We start from the raw sequence: 22,517 nt of genomic DNA, 5'->3' as shown, positions 1-22,517 counted from the left end.
TGCCCCTGCGTCCCCGGGCGCGCGCCTGCGCGGTCTGATGCCCGACTGGCTGCGCGATGCGAAGGTCTGGCGCACCGAGGTCCTCGCCGGCCTCGTGGTCGCGCTCGCACTGATCCCCGAGGCGATCTCCTTCTCGATCATCGCCGGGGTCGATCCGGCGATCGGCCTGTTCGCCTCGTTCACCATGGCGGTCGTCATCTCGGTCGTCGGCGGCCGACGGGCGATGATCTCCGCCGCGACCGGTGCCGTCGCCCTGGTCATCGCCCCACTGAACCGGGAGCACGGGCTGGGCTACCTGGTCGCCGCGGTCATCCTCGCCGGCGTCTTCCAGGTGGTCCTCGGCGCGCTCGGCGTGGCGAAGCTGATGCGGTTCATCCCGCGCTCGGTGATGGTCGGCTTCGTCAACTCACTCGCCATCCTGATCTTCATGGCCCAGGTGCCGGAGATGCGGAACGTTCCCTGGGCCGTGTACCCGCTGATCATCGGCGGTCTGGCGCTCATGGTGCTCTTCCCCAGGGTCACCACCGTCGTCCCGGCGCCGCTGGTCTCGATCGTCATCCTGACCGTCATCACCGTGGCCGCCGGCATCGCGGTGCCGACCGTGGGCGACAAGGGGGAACTGCCCTCCTCGCTGCCGGTCCCGGGGCTGCCGGACGTGCCCTTCACCGTCGACACCCTGACGACGATCGCTCCCTACGCGTTCGCGATGGCCCTGGTCGGCCTGATGGAGTCGCTGATGACCGCCAAGCTCGTCGACGACATCACCGACACCCGCTCCGACAAGACCCGAGAGTCCATCGGCCAGGGCATCGCCAACATCGTCACCGGGTTCTTCGGCGGCATGGGCGGCTGCGCCATGATCGGCCAGACCATGATCAACGTGAAGGTCTCCGGCGCCCGTACCCGCCTGTCCACCTTCCTGGCCGGGGCGTTCCTCATGGTGCTCTGCATCGCCTTCGGACCGCTCGTCTCCGACATCCCCATGGCCGCACTCGTCGCCGTCATGGTCATGGTGTCGTTCGCGACCTTCGACTGGCACTCCATCGCCCCGAAGACCCTCAAGCGGATGCCCGTCGGTGAGATCACCGTGATGCTCGTGACCGTCGCCTGCGTCGTGGCCACCCACAACCTCGCCGTCGGCGTCGTCGCCGGGTCGATCACCGCCATGGTCATCTTCGCCAAGCGCGTCGCCCACCTCGCCGAGGTCACCGCGGTCACCGACCCCGACGGCACCACGGTCGTCTACCGGGTCACCGGTGAACTCTTCTTCGCCTCGTCCAACGACCTGGTCGGCCAGTTCGACTACGCGGGCGATCCGAAGCACGTCGTCATCGACCTGTCGGCCGCCCACATCTGGGACGCCTCATCCGTCGCCGCGCTCGACGCCATCGAGACGAAGTACGCCGAGCGCGGCAAGACGGTCGAGATCACCGGCCTGAACACTCCGAGCGCCAGACTCCACGACAGGCTCAGCGGCGAACTCACAGCCGGTCACTGACCGGTCGACTCTCAAGCCCAGCAGGTCTCCCGGCCGTCCCGGGGGACCTGCTGCTGCAGGCCGGTGCCCAGCGGCCGACCGAACGGTGACCGCGCTCACACTCCGCCGCCGGTGTCGACGGCTGCTCGCAGCACCTTCACGAGCTGGCCGACCTCGGGCACACCGGCCAAGCCGCCGGGAGTCCGGTAGACCCGGCAGGCAAGCGACGGCGGCACGCCCGGCTCGGCGAACGGATCACGGCCGTCGACCAGGAACGTCGGAGAGCCGGTGAAGCCGGACCGCTCGGCCTCCAGCTGGCCACCGACCACCCGCGTGGTGAAACCCGTGCCGGCAAGCCCGACGTCATCCAGCGCCAGGTCGTCCAGCGCCTCCCGCAACCGGCTCTCGGCGAGCTGCTGGTGGGGGCAGTCCGGTACGACGAGGATCTCGATCTCCATGTCTCCAGGATCGCGCGCTGGGGCGGTGCGGCGCCCCCGGGAACCGACCTCACCGTGTCCTTGCCCCCCGACGCCTCGTCCTGAAGTCGTCCCGAAAATGTGACGCCGGTCAACGGGCTGTCATGCGGCACGGCTCGTTGTGTTCACCGTTTCTGAGCGGAAGCCGTACCCGACCTCCGGCGCCAGACCGTGATAGTGGCGGAAGTTGTAGATGAGCGGGCTCCAGAGAGCGGGGTCGATGTGGTGCGTGCCCGGCACGACGATGCGTTCGTCGGCGTGGACGCGCAGCACCTCGCACTCGACGCTGAAGAAGAGCCCCGTACCGCCCGGCGTCAGCGCACGGGCCCGTGCCTCCAACTGCAGCGCGCACTCGGCGACCCGCGGCGGCTTCACTAGGTGGGAATCGGCCGGGGTGAGCCCGGACGCGGCGAACTTGTCGGGCTCGTACCGGTACACCGCTCGCTTGCTCTCGGGCACCGGGTCGGCCCCGGTGAGCGGTGCCAGGCGCTCCACCTGCTCCCACAGCTCCGGCGAGGCAACGTTGATCACCAGGTCGGAGCGGGCCGCGAGGTTGCGCACGGTCTGGCTCGCACTGCCCAGGCCCAGGACGATGTGCTGTCCCAGCGCCCAGGCGGAGGAGATCGGGGCAAGGTTGAACGTGCCGTCGTCGTTCTCGGTGGTCAGCAGGACCACAGGTGTGCCGAAGTAGAGGATGCTCGGTTGGACCGTGCGGTGGGTGTCAGTCGTCATGCCTCAAGACGCTAGGGGCGGAACGTTTCGATGTACGTCGAAGCATCGGCTGCCGACAATGGTGCGGTGAGCAGCCCCGATACGCACGCCGACGAACCGGACCTCGCCGCCCTGGGGGCGTTGCTGGCCGACCGCAACCGCGCCGCCTTCTGTCTCGCGCTGCTCGACGGCCGCGCATGGACGGCGACGGAACTGGCACAGCTCGCGGGGATCGCACCGTCCACCGCCACCAGCCACCTGAACCGGCTGGTGACCGGCGGCCTGCTGGCCGAGGAGCGCAAGGGGCGGCACCGCTATGTGCGCCTGGCGGACCCCGCCGTCGCCGAGATGATCGAAGCCCTCGCCGCTCGGGCGCCGCAGCAGCGCGTCCCGGTCCGCTCGCTCGTCGCCGCCCGCCGGCACCGTGCCGTGACGTTCGCGCGCATCTGCTACGACCATCTCGGCGGTGCCTTGTCCGTGGCGATCACCGACGCGATGACCGAACAGGGTTATCTGGACTGGGAGTTCGGCCCGGCTCTCACTCCCTCGGGTGCCGCGTGGCTCACGGACACAGACATCACCGAGGAAACGGCACCACATGTACGCACGTGCCTGGACTGGACGGAGCGGCGCTTGCATCTGGCGGGCGGCGTGGCCGCGGCGGTGTTCCATCATGCGGTCGACAAGTCCTGGCTCGTGCTGGCCGAGGGCTCCCGCGTCGTGCGGCTGACGGACCAGGGGCGCGACGCCTTCCGACGGCACCTGCACCTGACCGACGAGGCACTCACGGCTCGCTGAGCTTGTCGCCATCGAGGTCAGGCGCGAGGTCCCCGGCCGCGTCGCGAATCGGCGGCAGGCGGGCCTGTGGCGTGAGGCCATCCACCTCGTCAACGAAGGTGTGGCGAGCGTCGAGGACGTGGACACGGCCGTCGCCGCCGGGCCCGGACTGCGGTGGGCGGCCATGGGCCCGACCACGCTGTTCCACCTGGGCGCGGGGGAGGGGGGCCTGGCGTCGTTCTGTGCGCGCTACGCCGCTCGGTCGACGAACTGGCTCAGCAGCGTGATGCGTTGATCACCGGCATGATCGCGCTCGCCCGAAGCGAACGCCGGTCCCCGCCGAGCGGCCGGTAGCCGTCCGGCAGGACAGTCCGATGCGGAACCGTGCTCGTGCAGCGGCTGGTCCCGGCCGGATGAGCGACGGGACTGCGGAACCTGACGAAAAGGTCGACCGACAGGATCGGATTCTCGACGCCGTGCTCGTCCTCCTGTCGGAGCACGGGATCTCAGGGATCAGCATGCGTGCGGTGGCACGGCAGGCGGGTGTCTCGCTCGGGCTCGTGAACTACTGCTACGACGACAAGGTCACGCTCATCGGGGCCGCTCTCCGCCGGATCGAGCGCCAGGACATGACCATGCTCGACCCCAACCCGGCGAAGACCCCCGAGCAGAACCTCCGGGCTGTGCTCCGCCGGGTGGCCGGCGCCGAGTTCCTCACCACGCAGTACCTGTCGCTCCGCCTCCAGCTGTGGGCGCTAGCCCAGGCCCACCCGGATCACCGCCCTCCTCGGCCTCAACCGCGCCGCCGTCCGGCGCGGTGTGGCGCGCTGCGAGGAGATCGCCTTCGAGTAGCCGGTCGGTCTGCCGGACGCGCGACGAGGGCGAGCGCTGCGGGCTCGTCCCGCTCCCGCCGGACCCGCAACTCGCCCTGTACGTTGGGGTGTTGAGGCAACGCGAGGCAGCGCGAGGCAGCGCGTGGACGGCTTCGACGCCCGTCAGTACGAATCCGGGCGCCGCGTCTCACAGGCCGGGGGCGCCCCAGAGCGGGAACCAGCGGCTCAGGTCCTGCTCGATGTGCAGGTCGTCCTTGAGTACGGCTCTGACTTGGAGTTCCAGCGGATTGTCGCGCTTGGTGCCGGACAGCGGGGCGAACGGATAGAAGGTGCCGCGCTTGTACAGGTAGACCAGCGCGAGCCGGCGCAGTTCGGTGTCGTGGAAGACGACCAGTGAGCAGAGCAGGTGCGGGCCGAAGCCACTTTCCTGCAGGGAGGTGTTGACCGCGTGCAGGTCACCCACGAGGGCGGGCAGGTCGTCCGGGGCGCGGCGGGAGAGCAGCCAGGAGTATCCGAAGGCGTCGCGGCTGAACTCCACGGGGGCGCCGCGTTCGGAATCGGCGGACAGGAGAGCTCGTACCTCCTCCTGGACCTGGGCGAACGCGCCGCCCTCGATCGAGGCGAAGCAGACCGAGCCCGCTCCTGTCGGGGCGAACCCGGTGGCGGCCTGGAGGGTGATCGCCGCGGAGGGCAGGGCGAAGAGCTGGTCCAGGTCGGGCCGGACCGGCTTGCTCCTGCCGAACAGGACATCCCAGAAACCCATGGGCCGCGTCCCTTTCCCTCACGCCCTGTCCGGTCCGCCGCCCGTCTCGCCGAGCTCTGCGGAGAGCTCCGCGAGCGCCTCGAGGCGGCGCTCCAGGGTGGGGTGGGTGGAGAACAGGTTCGCCACCGCGGTGCCGGGGCCGAGGGCGGGGGTGAAGAAGAACGCGTTGAACGCCTGGGCGGTACGCAGGTCCTTGGTGGGGATGCGGGCGATGTCGCCGCTGACCTTGGTCAGAGCTGAAGCCAGGACGGACGGCTTGGCGGTCAGCAGGGCCGCGGCTCGGTCGGCGGCCAGTTCCCGGTAGCGGGACAAGGCCCGGATGAGCAGGAAGCTGACGGCGTAGACGAGGGCGGACACGCCCATCACGGCGAGGAAGACGACAGCGGTGTTCTGGTCCCGTTGGCCGCGCCCGCCGAACAGCTGGGAGTAGAAGGCGAAGCGGACGATCAGACCCGCGATGACGCCGAGGAACGAGGCGATGGTGATCACCGCCACGTCGCGGTGGGCGACGTGCGAGAGCTCGTGCGCGAGGACGCCTTCGAGTTCCTCCGTCTCCAGGCGGCGCATGAGACCGGTGGTCACACAGATCACGGCGTGGTCCGCGTTGCGGCCGGTGGCGAACGCGTTGGGCAGGTCCATACGGGAGACCGCCACCCGGGGTTTGGGCATGTCCGCGCTCGCGCACAACCGGTCCACGACCCCGTGCAGCTGCGGCTGCTCCTCGGGCGTGACGAGCTGCCCGCGCATGGCGTACAGGGCGATCCGGTCGGAGTACCAGAACTGCGCCCACAGCAGGGCGGCGGCGATCACGACCACCAGGACGACGGACTTCAGGAGCACGATCAGCGCGGCGATGAACGCCACGTACAGCAGTCCGAGCAGGAACATCGTGAGCGTCATGCGCACGGTCAGCTGCCGGTCGGGCTCGAAACGGCTGCGCATCGCCATCACCCCATCAGTCCGTCAGTCCGTCGGTCCGTCGGTCCGGGATGAGGCCGGCGGCACTTCGCCACCGGCGAGGACCAGGTCTCTCCCGGCCCCGGGCCTGCCTCTGACCCGGGCCGTCGCGACCCGGGCCGTTGGGGCAGGGCGGCTGTGCAATGGGCCGCTGCCCAGGCGAGGCTCACATCGTGTCTGCGGTCTGCTGCTCCCGGTTCCCCGCCGCGGTCATGTCCTGGTACGCGGTTCGCTTGAGCTGTTGCGCCAGGCTCTCCAAGGCGCGGGCCGTGGCCAGTTCGTCGCCGATCGCGGGTACGTCGTTGTCCGTGGGGTTGCGGCGTGCCATGCCGTGGCCGGTGATGTGGGTGCTGCCCGTGTCCAGGTCGACGCTGACCCTGGTCGTGCGCCCCTTCTCGACCAGGTGCACGTTGGCCTGCCAGTCGGAGGTGTGCGACATGGTGTTCCTCCAGGGCTGTGTGCCGGACGGATCCGTCCGGGAGGGATTCGGCGCCCCGTATTCCAGGATCGCGCCGTTCACCGCGGCCTGCACCTGTGCGGCCCCTATTGCTTCTCCGGGGCGCCGGTCAGGCCTCCCGTCAGCTCTCCGGTCAGCTCTCCGGTCAGGTCGTCGACCGTGACGCCGAGGGCGTCGGCGAGGCGGACCAGCGTGGGGGCGGCGGGGCTCGCGGTGCGGTCCTCCAGGGCGGCGATGTAGTGGCCGTCGGTACCGCAGCGGCGGCCCAGCTCCTCGCGGCTCAGGCCGAGCGAGGCACGCCGGGACGCGAGCCGGGACGCGAGCCTGCCGCCCAGGTCGGCGGGGTGCGCGGGCGCCCCGTCGGAGAAGGACTGCTGCTGCGTGCTGGTCGGCAGGCTCTTCACGGCACTCACTGCTCCTTCGGCCGTACGGCGACGGTGTCGTGCTGCGGGCCGCCGAGCACGACCTTGAGCGCGCCGGTGTCGGCGGCGCGGGAGAACACGTCGTACGCCTCTTCCATCCGGTCGAGGTCGAAGCGGTGCGTGATCAGCTCGGCTCCGGGCAGTCGGCCCGCGGCCATGAGGCGCAGCAGCATGGGCGTGGAGCGGGTGTCCACGAGCCCGGTCGTGATGGTGACGTCCTTGATCCACAGGTCTTCGAGGTGGAGGGCGGCGGGCTTGCCGTGCACGCCGATGTTGGCGACGCGGCCGCCGGGCCGGACCATGCGCGTGCACATCTCGAACGCCTCGGGCACGCCGACCGCCTCCACGACGACGTCCGCGCCGAGCCCCTCGGTCAGGTCCTCCACCAGGCGCTCGGGACCTTCCCGCGCGCCGACGGTGGCGTCCGCGCCGAGTTCGCGCGCGGCGGCGAGCCGGGGCTCGGCCAGGTCGACGACGATGATCCGCCCGGGGCTGTAGAGCTGGGCGGTGACCACGGCGGCAAGCCCGATGGGCCCGGCGCCGACGACCACGACCGTGTCGCCGGGGCGCACCCGGCCGTTGCGGACGCCCACCTCGTACGCGGTGGGGAAGATGTCGGCGAGCAGCACGGCGTCCTGGTCGGACAGGGCACTGGGCAGCGGGTGCACGGACAGGTCGGCGAAGGGCACGCGGACGTACTCGGCCTGGGTGCCGTCGACGGTGTGGCCGAGGACCCAGCCGCCGCCCCCGCGGCACTGGCCGTAGCGCGCCTCGCGGCAGAAGCGGCAGCGGCCGCAGGCGGAGATGCAGGAGATCAGGACGCGGTCGCCGGGGCGGACGCCGAGGACGTCGCCGCCGGTCTCGACCACGGTGCCGACGGCCTCGTGGCCCAGGATCCGTCCAGGGGACACCTCGGGCACGTCGCCCTTGACGATGTGCAGATCGGTGCCGCAGATGCTGACGGCGTCGACCCGGACGATCGCGTCGCCGGCGTCCTTCACCGACGGGTCGGGGACGTCCTGCCAGGAGGTCTGTCCGGGACCGTGGAAGACGAGTGCCTTCATGGCGCGGCTTCTCTCTGCCGTAGGGCGTAGGGAACGTTCCCTGACAGGCTCGGTCGACGGGGCGGCGCGGCGCTTGGGCCGGTCGGCCCTGACCTGGGACCGGGCGGGACCCCTGGACCGTGAGGGTCTGTACCGCCCGCTGCTCGTGGGTGGCCGTCGGTGACGGGCAGCTGGTGCGTGGGGCCGGGATGTGTGGCTTCCTGAAAGCAGGGTGACGCTCCGCTGCCCGCCCCGAACTGAAAGCGCATGCCCCGAGGAGGGTTCCCATGTCTCGCCATGTGACCGCAGGCCTGGACGGCAGCCCGGAGAGCCTCGCGGCGGCGGAGTGGGGCGCACGGGAGGCCATGCTCCGCGACGTGCCCCTGCGCCTCGTGCACGCCTGGAAGTCGCAGCCGTACACGAAGGCGCCGCTCGGCGGCGTGATGCGGCGGCCCTACGGGGACGAGGCCGAGGAGAACTGGTCCCAGCGCCTCCTTCACGAGGCCGAGTCGCAGCTCCTCAGCCGGCACTCCGGGCTGCGGATCAGTGTCGACGAGGTGACCGAGGAACCGGTCGGAGTGCTGCTCGGCGCCGCCCGTGAGGCCGAGGTGCTGGTCCTCGGCTCGCGCGGGCTCGGCCGCCTCGCCGGGTATCTGCTCGGCTCCGTCTCCCTCGCCGTGGTGGCGCGCGCGGAGCGGCCCGTCGTCCTCGTCCGCGCGAGCGAGGAGAGCGCGTCGGGCGACGTGGTGGTCGGGGTCGACACGGCGCACCCTGCCGAGGCGCTCCTGGAGTTCGCCTTCGACGCGGCGGCCCGGCGCGAGACCCGGCTGCGCGTCGTCCACAACTGGTCGTTGACCCGGGAGTACTTCGGCAGGGAAGGGGCCCTCACCCAGAGTGCCAAGGACCGGATCGACGAGGAACTCATGGTCAGGCTGGGCGACTTGCTGCACCCCTGGCACCAGAAGCACCCCGGAGTCGCGGTCACCGGGGAGGCCGTCGTCGGGAAGCCCGGCTCGTTCCTGGTGGAGGAGTCGCGCAACGCCGCCCTCGTCGTCGTGGGCCGCAAGAAGCGCGCCGCGGCAGTCGGCGCCCACATCGGCCCGGTCACCCAGTCCGTACTGCACCACGCCCACGCGCCGGTCGCGGTGATCGCCCACGACTGATCGCCCACGACTGATCGCCCACGACTGATCGCCCACGACTGATCGCCCGGATCACTGGCCGCCCGGATCACTGACCGCCCGGATCACTGACGGCCGGATCTAAGTCGCCCTGTACGCGGGGGAGTTGGCGACCTGGCGAGATCCGGAGGGGACGGTCTAGTCCGGGGAGGCGGTGAGCCAGCGGTAGGAGGCCGAGACGACGCCGTCGACCGTCGAGCACATCCGCTCGATCGCCGGGATGATCCGGTACGGGGCCCGGCCGCCGACCTCCACCCGGCCGTCGTGCACCGCGACCGACAGGGCGCGCGGATCCAGGCCGAGGGTGGCGTCGAGGACGTCCTCGGTGATCTCGCGGGAGATGTCCTCGTCCTCGCGGAGGAAGATGCCGAGCAGGTCACGCCGGCTGACGATGCCGACGAGCCGGTCCCCCTCGTCCACCACGGGCAGCCGCTTGACGTCCTGCACCTCCATCAGGCGCGCCGCCTCCGCCACGGTCCAGTCGGGGCGGGCGCACACGGCGGGCGCCGACATCAGCTCCTCGGCGCGCGTCCCCGCCGCCTTCGCCCGCTCCCACGCCTCGACTCCCGGTACGGCGGGGAGGTCCGCCGGCGCGGCGCTCCGGTCGGTGGTCTTGCGCAGCAGATCCCCCTCGGACACGACGCCGAGCACGCGGTTCTCGCCGTCCACCACCGGCGCCGCCGTGATCCGGTGCTGCCGAAGGGCGCGGACGACCTCCTTGAACGGGGTGTCGCCGCGGACGCTCACCACCTCTCGGGTCATCAGCTCACTGATCCTGCGGTGCCGCATCGCCTGCTCCTTCCGTACACGGAGGGACGCGGAACGTTGGCTTCCGGGGGCGGTCATCGGGGCGGTCATCGGGGCGGCTCCAGGTCGAGCGCGAGGCTGTCGTGGTCGTCGGTCCGAACGGGTCTCTACGGGGACGGGTGGCCCGGCGCCGGCCGCTCAATCCCGAGCTCTGCGGACCGGTTGGCCAGGCCTGGTGGGCGTCGGCGGAAAGTGGTTTCCTGAAGGTGAGGAAGGGCCCGCCAGGACGCGGAGCAGCGGGGCTCGATTCCCGTGCACCACGCAATCAGGATCCGCGAGAAGCGGATTGGGTTCTTCCTCGCTCCCGTACGAGCCCTCCGTACGAGCTCTCCGTACGAGCCTCGCGTACGGGATCGGCGTGCGGGACCCGCGTACGAGATCGGCGTTCGAGACCTCCGTGCCCCCTGACCTCGGGGAAGACGACCCGGCTGGGTGGCGGGTCGGGACCGACCGGCCCTGGTCCGGGCGCCTGCCCGGTGCGAGCGTGGCAGCGAGCCACCACGCACACGGAAGGCGGTGGGGACGATGCAATCGCCCGTACTGGTGGGCGTCGACGGTTCCGAAGCCAGTCTCACGGCCCTGGACTGGGCCGTGGCCGAAGCGGAACGGCACGGCAGCGCGCTGCGCATCGTGCACGCCTCGCTCTGGGAGCGGTACGAGGGGGCCGTCGCGGCCGGGACCACCGAACGGCCCGAAGGCCAGGTCATCGCGGAGAACGTCCTCGCTGCGGCGGAGGAACGGGCCCGCCGCCTCGCCCCCCTGCTCCAGGTCACCGGGGACGTCCTCGCCGAGGACGCGATCAGCGCACTCCTGCGGGAGGGGCAGCACGCCCTGGTGCTCGTCGTGGGCTCGCGCGGGCGGGGAGGCTTCGCCGATCTGCTGCTCGGCTCCGTCGGCCTCGTGGTGGCGTCGCGCGCACAAGGCCCGGTCGTCGTGGTGCGCGGGGAAGAGCACGCGCTGGAAGCACATCACCGCCGCGTCCTGCTCGGCGTCGGCGACCACGACGTGGACTCCGAGGCTGTGCGGTACGCCTTCCAGGAGGCGGCCGTACGCGGCGCGGAGCTCGATGCCGTCCGCATCTGGCGAGGTCCGGCCTTCGATCCCGTCGACCATCCGCTCCTGACCGGTGAGAGCCGCGTGCACTTCGAGGAGCGGGCTCTGGAGGAGCTCGACAAGGCGTTGGAGGCGACGGTGGGCGCGTATCCGCAGGTGAGCCTGCGCCGGTCCACCGTCGAGGGCTCGGCCCGCAAGATGCTCGCGGACCGCTCCGCCGCGGCCGACCTGCTCGTGCTCGGCGCGCGCCGCACCGGACGCCCCGTCGGCCTGGAGCTGGGCCGTGTCGCCCACCGGGCCCTCCACCACGCCCACTGCCCGGTCGCGGTCGTGCCGCAGCACCACCCCGCGCCCACGGAGCCTTCCGAGTCTTCGGAGTCTTCGGAGTCTTCGGATCCCTCGGAGTCTTCGGAAGGAGAGCGGTGATGAGCCCCGACGCCGACCCGCACCGGATGAGCGACCTGGGCCGTCGCGTCGCCGCCCGGCGCACCGAGCTCGGCCTGTCGCGGGCGGACGTCGCCGCGCGTACGGGCTCCACGCAGGGCTACATCGAGCGGTTGGAGGAGCAACTGCCCATGCCCGGAACGGCCTTTCTGGTCCGCCTCGCGAACGGCGGCGAGATCCTCATGCTGACCGCGGCGGACGCACCCCTGGCACAGGCGGCCGAGGCCGACGAGACGATCGCCTTCGAGGAGGGCCGCGTGGACGAGGCGTTCCACCAGGGCTGGAGCGTCCTCGTCGGCGGCCCGGCACGTACGGTCCAGGACCGCGCCGCGGCCGACGAGCTCCGCAGGTCCGTGCACTCGACCCCCTGGTCGGGCGAGAACCGGGACACGTTCGTGCTGTTGACGCCTCGCCGGGTGACGGGGCGACGTGTTCTGGTGGAGGGCGCTCCGGGAGTGCAGCCGCCGTCCTGAACACCCGGTGCATGCAAGGCTGTTGCCTCAGAGCATGCAAGGCTGTTGCCTCAGAACTACCGTCGGCCGTCGGCCGTCGTCGGCTCACCTCACCGGCACCACGGCGACCGGCGCAGGGCTGTGATGGATGACGGCGTGTGTCGCGTGGCCCAGGTGCGGGCCGAGGGGGAGGGGACGGGTGCGGCGGCCGAGGACGACGAGTTCCGCCCCGCCCGACGCCCCGCCCGTTGCCCGGCTCGATGCCCCGCCGGAAGCCTCGCCCGATGCCCCGCCCGACGCCTCGCCTGAAGCCTCGACCAGTTGGAGGCCGGCGCTCCCCAGCCGCGCCTCGGTTCGTGCCTCGACCTCCGGGTAGCGCCTGCGCCACGGTTCGAGGAGGTCGCCCATGCCCTTCACGCGCTGCTCGGCCATGTCCTCGATCAGGCCCGGATTGATCACGGAGGCCTGGCCGTAAGTCGGCGGCAGGGTCCAGCAGTTGAGGAAGCGGAGCGGCCAACCGGTGCGGTAGGCCTCGGCGAAGCCGAAGGCGAGCAGTGCGTCGCAGGCGTGCGAGTCGTCGAGGTCGAAGCCCACGAGGATCCCGCCGGGCCGGCTCCCGAACGCGCTGCCCGCGCGGACCAGGACGACCGGCCTGCGCGCCGTGCCCGCGACCTGGAGTGAGACCGAGCCGAGGAGGAAGCCCCGCACCCCGCCCAGACCGCGCGAACCGAGCGCCGTCAGGTCGGACTCGTTCGCCGCGGCCGTCAGTTCCTCCCCGGGCCTGCCGAGCGCCTGGCCGGTGAACACCTCAAGCCCCGGGTACTCCCCGCGCGCCCACTCGGCGGTGTCGTGCAGCAGGCCCGCGGCGCGGTCCGACGCCGTGCGGTCGTACGGTTCCACGGCCTCCGGCGTGCTCGGCCACGGCTCGACGTGCACAAGGCGCAGCGGAACCTCGCGCGCCGCCGCGTCCCCCGCTGCCCACCGCGCCGCGGCGAGGCTCTCCTCCGAGTCGTCGATCCCGACGGTGACCTGGGCTGTCATGGCCTGCCTCCTCGGTGGTGCGGGGAACCCGGGACGCCGGGCCCCGACTTTCAGCCTCGTTCCCGCAGGCCCCGGCCAGGAGGGGCCGGGCAGGGTCGCGATCGGTACCGATCGGCCCCTCCTCAGCCGCCGCTCCCAGGTGCCAGCGTGAGAAGTGGCGCCCCCGGGACTCGTACGAGGCGCGTTCGAGGCGTGCACGAGACACGAACGGGACACGTACGAGCCCGCGGGACGGGGCCCGGAGGAGGAGCCATGGACAGCCAGATCCCCGCGCGCCCGGAGCTCGGCGACGTCGTCGTCGGCGTGGACGGCTCCCCGTCCGCCCGGACGACCGCGCACTGGGCGGCCGCCGAGGCGGACCTCCGCGGTCGGCCCCTGCACCTCGTGCACGCCGCCGACTCGGTCCGCCGCTCCACCTGGACCGACGCCGACACCATCGAGGCGCTGCGCGACGCGGGCCGGGAACTCCTGACCGAGACGGCGAGCGCGGTCCAGGAACGCTTCCCCGACCTCACCGTCACCAAGAAGCTCAGCGGCGACACCCCCGTCGGCGCCCTCCGCACCGCGGCCGGCGACACCGGGACGATCGTGGTCGGCCACCGCGGGCTCGGCGGCTTCCCCGCACTCCTGCTCGGCTCGGTCGGCCTGGGCGTCGCAGCCCGTACCCAGGTCCCAGTGATCGTCGTACGCGGAGAGAGCGAGCAGCCCGGCACGGGCGTGGTGACCGCGGCCGTGCACGAGGCCGGCGACCTGGACTGGCTGCTCGTCGCCGCCGCCGAGGCGGAGGCCCGCAAGGCGACGCTGCGCCTCGTCAGTGCGTGGAACGTCCTCACCCACGTCGGCAGCGTCGTGACCATGCTCGACGACCTCGACGCGCTCGCGCGGCAGCGCACCGGTGAGGTGAAAGCCCTCGCCGCGGGCGTCGCCGAGGCCTATCCGCACCTGAACGTCACGCACCACGTCGAGACCGGCACCAGCACCCCCGGAACCCTGATCGGGGCGAGCGGCCACACCGACCTGATCGTGATGGGCCGCGGGCGACGGCTGCTCGGCGTCGGCCCGTCCCTCGGCCGGGTCGCCCATGCCCTGCTCCATCACGCCCACTGCCCGGTGCAGATCGTCTCTCCGCCCGAGTGACGCGGAGCGAGGAACCACACGAGAAGCCAGACGAGAAGCCAGACGAGAAGCCAGACGAGAAGCCAGACGAGGAACCATGAGCGACGTACTGCTCGGCGTCGACCCCCGCGAGCCGCCCGTGCCGGCCCTCCTCTGGGCCGCCGACGAGGCCGAGCGCAGAGGGGCCCGGCTGCGCCTCGTGTCCGCCGTGCCCCCGGTGCACGACCGGCTGTGGAACGACGCGCTCGCGCACCGGAGTTCGCTGCGCATCCGCGCCCTCTCGGCCCTCGCCGACGCCGAGGAGCTGGTACGGGACCTGCACGACGAGCCGTGGACCGTGGCCGAGCTCGTCGACGGCCCGCCCGCGACGGTCCTGCGCGACGCGACGGCCGGGGCCGCCCTCGCCGTGGTGGGCGCGCGCCGCCTGGGCAGGGCCGCGGAGTTCCTCGGCGAGGACTCGGTGGCCGTCCCGCTCGCCGCCCGCGCGCACTGCCCCGTCGTCGTGGTCCGCCAACCTGAGCACACCGCCGTCCACCCGCCGCGGATCGTCGTCGGCGTGGACGGCAGCGCGGACTGCCGGGCGGCCGTGGAGTTCGCGATGGCGGAGGCGAGCCTGCGCGAGGTGGCGCTCACCGCGGTGTGGGTGTGGCCCCGGCCGGTCTTCGTCCACGAGGACGCGGAGGAAGGCCTGGCCGAGCGCCGCCGCCTGCTCGCCGAGGCGGTCGCGGGCTGCGCCGAGCGCTACCCGGACGTCCACGTCGAGCGCATCGTCGTACGGGGCCATCCCGTCGAGGAACTCACCCGGGTCTCCGGGGAGGCACTCGCGGTCGTCGTCGGCCGCAGGGGCAGCGGCGGCTACTCCGGCATGCGGCTCGGCTGCACGGTGCACGGCTTGCTGCACCACGCCGACTGCCCCGTGATCGCCGTGCCCCTGCCCCCGGCCGACGGGGCGGGCGGGGCGGACGGGGCTGCGACCGGGGCCGGTCGGGCCCGGCGCCGTACGGACCGACCGGCCCAGGGCCCGTGACCCCTTCGGCACTGGGGCGCACCGTGAGGACGGCCGCACCGTGGGAGAAAGCGCCGACGACTCGACGCCACGCGAGCCCCAACTCGACGGACCCCAACTCGACGGACCCCAACTCGACGGACGCCAACTCGGCGGTAAGCAACGGCAGTTCAGGAGAAGGAAGGTGGCCCATGCGCTCCGATCGCTGTCGACGACGGGCCCGTAAAACCAGGAGACAGCCGGGTTCCGAACCCGGAGTCGCGGCGGGCGACGCACTGCCACGGGAGCCGAGGACCTTCCCCGCGCCCCTGAGCGGGCTGCGCCCACGCCCCGCACGCCCGGTGCGGACCGTGGAGGTCTCCACGGCCTTCCTCTGACGGCGGACCCGCACACGAACCCTCACGTACTCACGTACCTCCGGGCGCCGCACGCCCGGAGCAGCAGAGAAGAGGAACACGAGATGACTGCGACACAGACACGGCCGGTGCACACGGCCAAGCAGGAGTGGGCGGGCGGCCTGACGGCGTTCGCGGCGGTGATGATCATGCTCGTCGGGGTGCTCGGCATCTTCCGCGGCATCATGGGCATCGCCGAGGACGACGTGTTCGTGACGACGCCCGACTACGTCTTCCAGTACGACCTGACCGGCTGGGGCTGGATCCACCTCGCTCTGGGGACAGCCGCCGTGCTGGTCGGCATCGGTCTGCTGCAGCCCTCGATGTGGGCGCGGGTGGTGGGCGTGGGCATCGCCGGGCTCGTCATCATCGCCAACTTCCTTTCGCTGCCGTACTACCCGGTGTGGTCGGTGGTGATGATCGCCATCTCCGGCTTCGTCATCTGGGCCCTGTGCACCGTCCGACGCGACAGCCTCTTCGGCTCGCCCGAGTGGCGCGTACGGAACGACTGACCGGACCCCGGAACCCGGAGCACTGAAGGCCTGCCGCGACAGGTCGACCCCGCCGCGCACCGGAGGTGCGACATGAGCGAGCACGAGCGGTCCGGCCCGACCCGGACCGGTTCCTGGGCGGGGTCTCTGGGCCGTGGAGCGGTGCGGCTCGTGCTGACGGTCGCCGTGGTCTGCGGTGTCGTGGCGGCGGGACTGCTCTGGGACGCGGGGGCCAGGGCGGACCGCGAGCGCGCCGCACACCTCCACGAGGTGCGCGCGACCACGACCCGGCAGGTGGCGGTGACGGCGGTCGGCCCCTGGAGCGGCGCCCGCAGCCAGTCGGTGGCGGCGGCGGTGTGGGAGTACCCGGCGGGCGTGCGCCGGTCCGGAACCGTCGAGGTCCCGCCGCAGACGCCGAAGGGGCACGCGGTGAGGATCTGGGTGGACGACCGCGGCGTGCCGTCCGGTTCGCCGGGCAGCACCGGGGACCGGGTCCTGACGACCTTCGCGGGCGGCCTGACCGCGGCGGCCGCGGCGGCGGCCTCGGGCATGGGCGTCGCCTGCCTCGCACGTCGCCGTACGGAGAGCCGGCGCCTTGTGGCGTGGGAGCGCGAGTGGGAGCAGGTCGAGCCGGTCTGGTCCGGCAGGCTCCGCCGCGGCAGCGGCCCCGGCAGCGGCGACGAATGAACGGCCGCCGCCCTCAACTCCGGCCCGCCCTCAACTCCCCCCGCCCTCAACTCCCGTAGCCGGAGAGGGACTTCGACGGCGGCTCCGCCCCGCCCTGGTCGAGCCGGAACGGCGGATAGACGTCCGTCATCAGGCCCGCGTACGCGACGACCCGGAACATCCACCGGTTGAGGCCGACGACCAGCACGAACAGGTCACGCGGATACCGGCCGGTGAACAGCACCGCGACCCCGGCGAACAGCGCGAGCAGCGAGATCAGGCCGATGCTCCACAGCCCGGCGCGCATGCCGCCCGTGAAGAACGCGAGGACCAGGTAGTGGGGGATGGCGAGGAGCCACCACTTGACCAGGACGAGCCCGCGTGAGAGCCGCTCCGGGCGGTCGACGTCGAGCCGCGCCGGATAGCCGGGCTCGGCGCCCAGGCTGAAGGGCGGATACCGGTCGGTGCCGAGCGCGCTGTACGAGTAGTACGAGACGCGCCAGGCCCAGCGCAGGACGCCGAGGTTGAAGTCGAAGAGGGCCCGTGGATAGCGCTCGGTGAAGAGGATCGCGAAGAAGGCGATCACGGTGGCGACGAAGAAGCCGATCCACAGGAAGAACAGCACGATCCAGTGCGGGATCACCAGAAGCCACTTGACCAGCCACAGCCATCGGGACAGCGGGGCGTCGAGTTCGGCGGTCAGCGCCACCGGGGAGGAGTGGGGCGCGTACGGGGTGTCCATGGTCGTCACTTCCCTGCCGGGACGTCGTGGTCTTTCTGGTCTTTCTGAAGCCGGTCGACGACGGTCACGACGCCGTCGACGCTGTCGCAGAGCCGCAGCAGCACCGGTACGAGGCCCGGGTCCCGCACGCTGCCGCTGAGGGTGACCCGGCCCTCCGTGACCTCCACGGTGAGGGCCGAGGGGCTGAGGCGCAGAGTCTGGGTGATCACGTCCTCGACGATCTCCTCCTGGATGGCCCGGTCGCGGCGGAGGAAGAGCTGGACGAGGTCGCTGCGGCTGAGCACACCGATGAGCCGGCCCTCGTCGTCCACGACGGGCAGGCGTTTGACCTTCGCCCGGTCCATCGTGCGGGCCGCCCGCACCACGCTCCACCGGGGGCGGGCGACGACGGCCGGGCTCGACATCAGACCGGCCGCGGTGTCCGCCCCGGCCCGCCCGATCCGCGCCGCCCCAGGTTCCGACTCCGCCTCTGCGTCCCCGGCCTCCGCCTCTGCGTCCGGTTCCGAAGTCTCTGCGTCCGGTTCCGAACCGCGGACCCGGCGGCGTACGAGATCGGCCTCGGAGACCACGCCCAGGGGCCGGTCCGCCTCGTCGACGACGGGCACCGCGGTGATGTCGTACTCGTCCAGAAGCCGTGCGATCTCCTTGAACGTCGTCTCGGGCGCGACGCTGACCGCCGTGGGTGTCATCAGGTCCGCGACGCTGCGGTGTCTCATCGCCTGTCGCCTCTCTCGTGCGCTGGACTTCTCCCGCCCTCGACCGGCCGACCCGGCCCCCGCGTCCGGCCCCGCTTCTCAGGATCGTCCGCCTCCTTCGGCCCTGCAGTGTCGGCGGGGCCGGGCGACCGGCCGTGATCGTCGGCGTACGCGGCGAAGACCCGGCCGGGGGCGGCGCCGGTGCGCGGGAATCGCTCGTCGAGGGTGGTCGACAGATCACCGGCTCGGTGTCCGTACGCCGCCGGAGCGGGTGGTTCAGCGGACCAGGACGGCCTCGCCGGAGCGCGGGACGACGGCCGTCCAGCCGAGCTCGTGGTCGATGCGGTCGCGCAGGACGGCGGACGCGGAGGGCTCGCCGTGCACCAGGTACGCGGTGTGCGGGGGCGGGGCGCCGCGCAGCCAGTCGAGGATCTGCCCGGCGTCGGCGTGGGCGGAGAAGTGCGGCACGTCGGCGACCTCCGCCCGCACGGGCACGTAACCGCCGAACATCTTCAGGGCCTTGGCCCCGTCGACCAGGTCGCGGGCCCGCGTCCCGGCCGCGGCGAAGCCGACGATGACCACGGTGTTGCGGGAGTCGGGGAGCAGCCGGTCCAGGTGGTGCAGGACGCGCCCGCCGGTGGCCATGCCTGCGGAGGACACGATGACGGCGGGGCCCGGCACGCTGTTGATGTCGATGGACTCCTGGACCGTGCGGGCGGCCTGAAACGGCTCGGGTCGCAGCGCGGCCTCGCCCGCCGCGACGATCTCGGGGCGCAGCTCGGCGGAGCGTTCGCGTACGGCCTGCCGGTACACGTCGAGCGCGGCGAGCGCCATCGGGCTGTCCACGAACACCGGGACGGAGCGCGGCAGTACGCCCGTGTCCCGCAGCCGCACCAGCTCGTGCAGGACGACCTCGGTCCGGTCGATCGCGAAGGCGGGGATCACGACCGTGCCGTTCCTGGCGACGGTCCGGGCGATCACGTCGGCGAAGGCCGTACGGGCGGAGTCCTGGTCATGGCGGCGGTCGCCGTACGTCGACTCCATCAGCAGCACGTCCGCGCCCGAGAACGGCTCCGCGGGGCGCAGCAGCGGGTGTCCGGGCCGGCCCAGGTCACCGGAGGCCGCCAGGGTGTGCCCGTCCTCGAGGGTGATCCGCACCCAGGCGGAGCCGAGGATGTGGCCGCAGTGGTGCAGCGTGAGGCTGGTCCCCGTCATGATCTCCACGTCCGCGCCGAGCGGGACCGGGTCGAAGAAGTCCAGGGTCTTGTCCACGTCGGAGTCGTCGTACAGCGGTTTCGCCGGGCGGTGCTTGGACCAGCCGTGCTCGTTGGCGTGCCGGGCGGCCTCCTGCTGCAGCCGGGCGCTGTCGCGCAGCACGATCTCGGCGAGCCCGCGGGTGTGCGGGGTGGTGAGGATCGGCCCGCGGAAGCCGTTCCGGACGAGCCGCGGCAGATAGCCGCAGTGGTCCAGGTGGGCGTGGGTGACGACCACGGCGTGGATGTCGGCGGCGTCGCGCGCGAGACGTTCCCAGTTGCGCCGGCGCAGGCTCGCAAAACCCTGGAAGAGCCCGCAGTCGACGAGGATCCGCGCATGGTCGCTCTCCACCAGGAACTTGCTGCCCGTGACCGTCCCGACCCCGCCGAGGAAGGTGAGCAGGGCCGGACGGGTCGTGCCGGGCACGGGGATCGAGGCTGCCTCGGACATGGTCAGCCCTCCTTCGACGAGTGGGCCGGCCTCCACGGTCGCACCCGGCGCCTGCCCTCCGGAGGGGGCCGACAGCCCCCTACCTGGGGCCGATCGGCTCATGCGCGGGACCGCATCGCCGTACGCCGCGTCCGCACAAGGCTCCGTACGACTCGCCCGTACGACTCGCCCGTACGACTCGCCCGTACGACCGCTCCGTACGACCCGCTCCGTACGGCATTCCGCGAGGGCGGCCCCGGTTCGAGGAGAGCGGGCGGCGTTTCGGAGCTACCGTGAAACCGATCCACAGGGTGTGCCCCGAGCGCCCCCAGTGCCCGATGCAGCCGGAGGTTTCGATGGGCCGGGAGGACGCCGCGGACTCCGCCGAGGCACGGTTGCCGCGCCTGAGACTCGACGAGCTCCTCGACGAGCTCCAGTTCCGCATCGGCGAGGTGCGCAGCACGCGCGACCGGCTGCACGGACTCCTCGAAGCCGTGATGTCCGTCGGCCGTGCCCTCGACCTGCCGCAGGTGCTCCGCGGGATCGTCGAGGCGGCCGTCACGCTCGTGGACGCCGAGTACGGCGCCCTCGGCGTCATCGGCGAGGACCAGAAGCTCTCCGAGTTCGTCACGGTCGGCATCGACGACGAACTCCGCGGCCACATCGGCGAGTTGCCCCAAGGCCACGGCCTGCTCGGCGAACTGATCCGCAACCCGCAGCCGCTGCGCCTGGCCGAACTCTCCGCACACCCGGCGTCCTACGGTTTTCCGACGCACCACCCGCCGATGCACTCCTTCCTGGGCGTCCCGATCCGCGTACGCGACGAGGTGTTCGGCAACCTCTACCTGACCGAGAAGCGGGGCGGGGTCGCCTTCGACGCGGAGGACGAGGCGGTGGTGACGACCCTCGCCGTCGCGGCCGGCATCGCCGTCGAGAACGCGCGGCTCTACGAGGAGGGACGGGTGCGGCAGCTCTGGCTGGCGGCGAGCTCCGACCTCACCAGCGCGCTCCTGTCCGGCACGGCGGAGGCCGAGGTCCTGGACGGCATGCTGGAGCGCGCCGTCGACATCGTCGGCGCCGACATGGGCGTCTTCTACATGGTCGGTTCGCAGGGCGAGCTGCGCGGCTCCTCGGCCCACGGCGAACGGGCCGAACAGCACCGCGGCGTCGTCCTGCCGAGCAGCGAGGGCACCCTCGCCTCGGTGGCCCTGAACCACGACGGCCTCGTCAACGTGGCGGACGTGTCGAGCGACCGGCGGATCACCGTCCAGCCCGAGCGGTGGCGGGGCTTCGGACCCGCGGTCGCGGTCACCGTCGACACCAAGGAACGCCTCAGCGGTGTCCTCATCCTCGCCAGGTGCCGGGGGCGGGCCTCCTTCACGCGGGCCGAGACCCTCGCCCTGCCCGGCTTCGCCAGCCAGGCGGCGCTCGCCCTCGAACTGGCGGAGCGCCGCCGGGACGCGGAGCAGGTGAGCCAGCTGGAGGACCGCGACCGGATCGCCCGGGACCTGCACGACCTGGCGATCCAGCGGCTCTTCGCGACCGGCATGACCCTGCAGAGCGCCCGCCGCTTCGTCGAGCACCGGGAGGCGCAGGCGCGGCTGACCCGGGCCATCGACGACCTGGACACCACCATCAAGATCATCCGCTCGACCATCTTCGGCCTGCGCGAACACGGCGCCCCGGGCCGCGCGCCCAAGCTCCGGGCGCGCATCGTCAAGACGGTGGACTCGGCCGCCCCGACGCTCGGCTTCGCCCCGGCCCTGCGCATGGAGGGCCTGCTCGACACCGACGTATCCGCCGACATGGCCGACGAGGTCATCGCCGTCATCGGCGAGGCGCTCACCAACGTCGCCCGCCATGCCGGAGCTCGCCGGGCGGACGTGTCGGTCGTCGCCGACGACGGCGTCGTGACGGTGACGGTGAGCGACGACGGGGTCGGCATCACCCCGGACGGCCCGCGCAGCGGCCTGCGCAACCTCACGGAACGGGCCGAACGCCTGGGCGGCACCCTGTCGGTCATCGCCCGCCCTGGGCCGGAGGGCGGCTCGGCCCTGGAGTGGCGGGTGCCGCTGAGGGCGCCGACGGAGCAGGAGTGAGCCCGTACTCGGTCGGCGGCTCGCGGACTCTTCGACCTGGTGCTCAGGTCTCGTGCTCGTCGGCGTGCGCGGCGATCACGGCGGCCTGCACGCGGCGCTCGACGCCCAGCTTTCCGAGGAGCCGCGAGATGTGGTTCTTGACGGTCTTCTCCGAGAGGTAGAGCCGTTCCGCGATCTGCCGGTTGGTGAGCCCCTCGCCGATCAGCTCCAGGACGGACCGCTCCCGCTCCGACAGCGCCGCCAGGCGTTCGTCCTCCGGCGGCGCGGCCGGTTCGGGACCGCGCAGCGAGTGCATCAGACGGGCGGTGGTGGCGGGGTCCAGCATCGACTGCCCGGTCCCCACGGTCCGGATCGCGGAGACGAGGTCGGAGCCCTTGATCTGCTTGAGGACGTACCCGGCGGCGCCCGCCATGATCGCGTCGAGCAGCGCGTCCTCGTCGTCGAAGGAGGTCAGCATCAGACAGGCCAGGTCGGGCATCCAGGAGCGGAGCTCGCGGCACACGGAGATCCCGTCGCCGTCCGGCAGCCGTACGTCGAGAACCGCCACGTCGGGACGGAGCGCACGCCCCCTGGCCAGCGCCTGGTCCGCCGTCGAGGCCTCACCGATCACTTCCATGTCGGGCTCGTCGTCGATGAGGTCGCGCAGACCGCGCCGTACGACCTCGTGATCGTCCACGAGGAAGACGCGGGTGTGTCCGTCGGTCGTTGTCTGTTCGGTCATGACGACCCC

The 22,517-nt window shown here is 72.2% G+C and carries 26 protein-coding genes; 13 read left to right on the top strand and 13 right to left on the bottom strand.

The window, feature by feature from the left end; genetic code table 11:
• Positions 1-37 precede the first annotated feature (37 nt).
• Positions 38-1,498: a SulP family inorganic anion transporter gene (locus QIS96_RS24105; protein ID WP_282544889.1), complete on the top strand. Its 1,461-nt coding sequence runs from the start codon at positions 38-40 to the stop codon at positions 1,496-1,498.
• A gap of 95 nt (positions 1,499-1,593) precedes the next feature.
• On the opposite strand, the gene QIS96_RS24100 is transcribed toward QIS96_RS24105, so the two are convergent.
• Both QIS96_RS24100 and QIS96_RS24095 read right to left on the bottom strand, forming a co-directional pair.
• On the bottom strand, positions 1,594-1,935 hold the full coding sequence (locus QIS96_RS24100) for a hypothetical protein (protein WP_282544811.1): 342 nt from the start codon (positions 1,933-1,935) through the stop codon (positions 1,594-1,596).
• A 120-nt stretch (positions 1,936-2,055) separates the two neighbouring features.
• The gene (locus QIS96_RS24095) at positions 2,056-2,685 is read right to left on the bottom strand and encodes a flavin reductase family protein (RefSeq protein WP_282544810.1); all 630 of its coding nucleotides are present in this window, start codon (positions 2,683-2,685) and stop codon (positions 2,056-2,058) included.
• Positions 2,686-2,751: 66 nt separating this feature from the next.
• Here QIS96_RS24095 and QIS96_RS24090 point away from each other — a divergent pair, with 66 nt between their 5' ends.
• The 3 genes from QIS96_RS24090 to QIS96_RS24080 all read left to right on the top strand — a co-directional run bounded on the left by QIS96_RS24090 (position 2,752) and on the right by QIS96_RS24080 (position 4,388).
• On the top strand, positions 2,752-3,462 hold the full coding sequence (locus QIS96_RS24090) for an ArsR/SmtB family transcription factor (RefSeq protein ID WP_282544809.1): 711 nt from the start codon (positions 2,752-2,754) through the stop codon (positions 3,460-3,462).
• A gap of 100 nt (positions 3,463-3,562) precedes the next feature.
• Positions 3,563-3,736 carry a 3-hydroxyacyl-CoA dehydrogenase family protein gene (locus QIS96_RS24085; RefSeq protein ID WP_282544808.1) on the top strand — a complete coding sequence of 58 codons (174 nt, stop codon included), beginning with the start codon at positions 3,563-3,565 and terminating at the stop codon, positions 3,734-3,736.
• Between the two features lie 79 nt (positions 3,737-3,815).
• Positions 3,816-4,388 carry a TetR/AcrR family transcriptional regulator gene (locus tag QIS96_RS24080; RefSeq protein ID WP_349017411.1) on the top strand — a complete coding sequence of 191 codons (573 nt, stop codon included), beginning with the start codon at positions 3,816-3,818 and terminating at the stop codon, positions 4,386-4,388.
• A gap of 73 nt (positions 4,389-4,461) precedes the next feature.
• Here QIS96_RS24080 and pspAB read toward each other — a convergent pair whose 3' ends face one another.
• The 5 genes from pspAB to QIS96_RS24055 all read right to left on the bottom strand — a co-directional run bounded on the left by pspAB (position 4,462) and on the right by QIS96_RS24055 (position 7,937).
• Positions 4,462-5,037 (bottom strand): PspA-associated protein PspAB, encoded by a 576-nt coding sequence (pspAB, locus tag QIS96_RS24075; protein ID WP_282544806.1) that lies wholly within the window; start codon positions 5,035-5,037, stop codon positions 4,462-4,464.
• A gap of 18 nt (positions 5,038-5,055) precedes the next feature.
• Positions 5,056-5,979: a zinc metalloprotease HtpX gene (htpX, locus tag QIS96_RS24070; protein ID WP_282544805.1), complete on the bottom strand. Its 924-nt coding sequence runs from the start codon at positions 5,977-5,979 to the stop codon at positions 5,056-5,058.
• Positions 5,980-6,160: 181 nt separating this feature from the next.
• On the bottom strand, positions 6,161-6,433 hold the full coding sequence (locus tag QIS96_RS24065; RefSeq protein WP_282544804.1) for a dsRBD fold-containing protein: 273 nt from the start codon (positions 6,431-6,433) through the stop codon (positions 6,161-6,163).
• Between the two features lie 104 nt (positions 6,434-6,537).
• Positions 6,538-6,855, bottom strand: coding sequence for a helix-turn-helix domain-containing protein (locus tag QIS96_RS24060; protein ID WP_282544803.1), 318 nt, complete (start codon positions 6,853-6,855; stop codon positions 6,538-6,540).
• A gap of 5 nt (positions 6,856-6,860) precedes the next feature.
• Positions 6,861-7,937, bottom strand: a complete 1,077-nt coding sequence (locus tag QIS96_RS24055) for a zinc-dependent alcohol dehydrogenase family protein (protein WP_282544802.1) — start codon at positions 7,935-7,937, stop codon at positions 6,861-6,863.
• Between the two features lie 266 nt (positions 7,938-8,203).
• Here QIS96_RS24055 and QIS96_RS24050 point away from each other — a divergent pair, with 266 nt between their 5' ends.
• Positions 8,204-9,079: a universal stress protein gene (locus tag QIS96_RS24050; protein WP_282544801.1), complete on the top strand. Its 876-nt coding sequence runs from the start codon at positions 8,204-8,206 to the stop codon at positions 9,077-9,079.
• A 156-nt stretch (positions 9,080-9,235) separates the two neighbouring features.
• Here QIS96_RS24050 and QIS96_RS24045 read toward each other — a convergent pair whose 3' ends face one another.
• Entirely contained in the window at positions 9,236-9,886 is a 651-nt protein-coding gene (locus QIS96_RS24045) for a CBS domain-containing protein (protein WP_282544800.1), read from the bottom strand.
• Positions 9,887-10,429: 543 nt separating this feature from the next.
• Here QIS96_RS24045 and QIS96_RS24040 point away from each other — a divergent pair.
• Together QIS96_RS24040 and QIS96_RS24035 are read left to right on the top strand one after the other, a co-directional pair.
• Positions 10,430-11,383 carry a universal stress protein gene (locus tag QIS96_RS24040; RefSeq protein ID WP_282544799.1) on the top strand — a complete coding sequence of 318 codons (954 nt, stop codon included), beginning with the start codon at positions 10,430-10,432 and terminating at the stop codon, positions 11,381-11,383.
• Positions 11,383-11,874, top strand: coding sequence for a helix-turn-helix domain-containing protein (locus tag QIS96_RS24035; protein ID WP_282544798.1), 492 nt, complete (start codon positions 11,383-11,385; stop codon positions 11,872-11,874). Before QIS96_RS24040 ends, QIS96_RS24035 begins: the two co-directional genes overlap by 1 nt.
• An 84-nt stretch (positions 11,875-11,958) precedes the next feature.
• Here the strand turns inward: QIS96_RS24035 and QIS96_RS24030 are convergent, their stop codons facing one another.
• On the bottom strand, positions 11,959-12,894 hold the full coding sequence (locus tag QIS96_RS24030; RefSeq protein ID WP_282544797.1) for a universal stress protein: 936 nt from the start codon (positions 12,892-12,894) through the stop codon (positions 11,959-11,961).
• A gap of 252 nt (positions 12,895-13,146) precedes the next feature.
• Here QIS96_RS24030 and QIS96_RS24025 point away from each other — a divergent pair, with 252 nt between their 5' ends.
• The 5 genes from QIS96_RS24025 to QIS96_RS24005 all read left to right on the top strand — a co-directional run bounded on the left by QIS96_RS24025 (position 13,147) and on the right by QIS96_RS24005 (position 16,589).
• Positions 13,147-14,031: a universal stress protein gene (locus QIS96_RS24025; RefSeq protein WP_282544796.1), complete on the top strand. Its 885-nt coding sequence runs from the start codon at positions 13,147-13,149 to the stop codon at positions 14,029-14,031.
• Between the two features lie 76 nt (positions 14,032-14,107).
• Positions 14,108-15,037, top strand: a complete 930-nt coding sequence (locus QIS96_RS24020) for a universal stress protein (protein WP_282544795.1) — start codon at positions 14,108-14,110, stop codon at positions 15,035-15,037.
• A 40-nt stretch (positions 15,038-15,077) separates the two neighbouring features.
• Positions 15,078-15,242 carry a hypothetical protein gene (locus QIS96_RS24015; RefSeq protein WP_282544794.1) on the top strand — a complete coding sequence of 55 codons (165 nt, stop codon included), beginning with the start codon at positions 15,078-15,080 and terminating at the stop codon, positions 15,240-15,242.
• Between the two features lie 234 nt (positions 15,243-15,476).
• Entirely contained in the window at positions 15,477-15,923 is a 447-nt protein-coding gene (locus QIS96_RS24010; protein WP_282544793.1) for a DUF7144 family membrane protein, read from the top strand.
• Positions 15,924-15,995: 72 nt separating this feature from the next.
• On the top strand, positions 15,996-16,589 hold the full coding sequence (locus tag QIS96_RS24005; RefSeq protein WP_282544792.1) for an Rv1733c family protein: 594 nt from the start codon (positions 15,996-15,998) through the stop codon (positions 16,587-16,589).
• 46 nt (positions 16,590-16,635) lie between these two features.
• Here the strand turns inward: QIS96_RS24005 and QIS96_RS24000 are convergent, their stop codons facing one another.
• The 3 genes from QIS96_RS24000 to QIS96_RS23990 all read right to left on the bottom strand — a co-directional run bounded on the left by QIS96_RS24000 (position 16,636) and on the right by QIS96_RS23990 (position 19,709).
• Positions 16,636-17,310, bottom strand: coding sequence for a DUF4389 domain-containing protein (locus QIS96_RS24000; RefSeq protein WP_282544791.1), 675 nt, complete (start codon positions 17,308-17,310; stop codon positions 16,636-16,638).
• 5 nt (positions 17,311-17,315) lie between these two features.
• Positions 17,316-18,026 carry a CBS domain-containing protein gene (locus QIS96_RS23995; protein WP_282544790.1) on the bottom strand — a complete coding sequence of 237 codons (711 nt, stop codon included), beginning with the start codon at positions 18,024-18,026 and terminating at the stop codon, positions 17,316-17,318.
• A 255-nt stretch (positions 18,027-18,281) separates the two neighbouring features.
• A complete protein-coding gene (locus QIS96_RS23990; RefSeq protein ID WP_282544789.1) occupies positions 18,282-19,709 on the bottom strand; it encodes an MBL fold metallo-hydrolase RNA specificity domain-containing protein in 1,428 nt (475 codons plus the stop codon).
• Between the two features lie 335 nt (positions 19,710-20,044).
• Between QIS96_RS23990 and QIS96_RS23985 the strand changes: the two genes are divergently transcribed.
• Positions 20,045-21,787, top strand: a complete 1,743-nt coding sequence (locus QIS96_RS23985; protein ID WP_282544788.1) for a sensor histidine kinase — start codon at positions 20,045-20,047, stop codon at positions 21,785-21,787.
• Positions 21,788-21,830: 43 nt separating this feature from the next.
• Here the strand turns inward: QIS96_RS23985 and QIS96_RS23980 are convergent, their stop codons facing one another.
• Positions 21,831-22,508, bottom strand: coding sequence for a response regulator (locus QIS96_RS23980; RefSeq protein ID WP_282544787.1), 678 nt, complete (start codon positions 22,506-22,508; stop codon positions 21,831-21,833).
• Positions 22,509-22,517 lie beyond the last annotated feature (9 nt).

Source organism: Streptomyces cavernicola (assembly GCF_029968035.1).
GTDB classification, from domain to species: Bacteria; Actinomycetota; Actinomycetes; order Streptomycetales; family Streptomycetaceae; genus Streptomyces; species Streptomyces cavernicola.
This window is presented reverse-complemented; position numbering and strand designations above follow the sequence as displayed.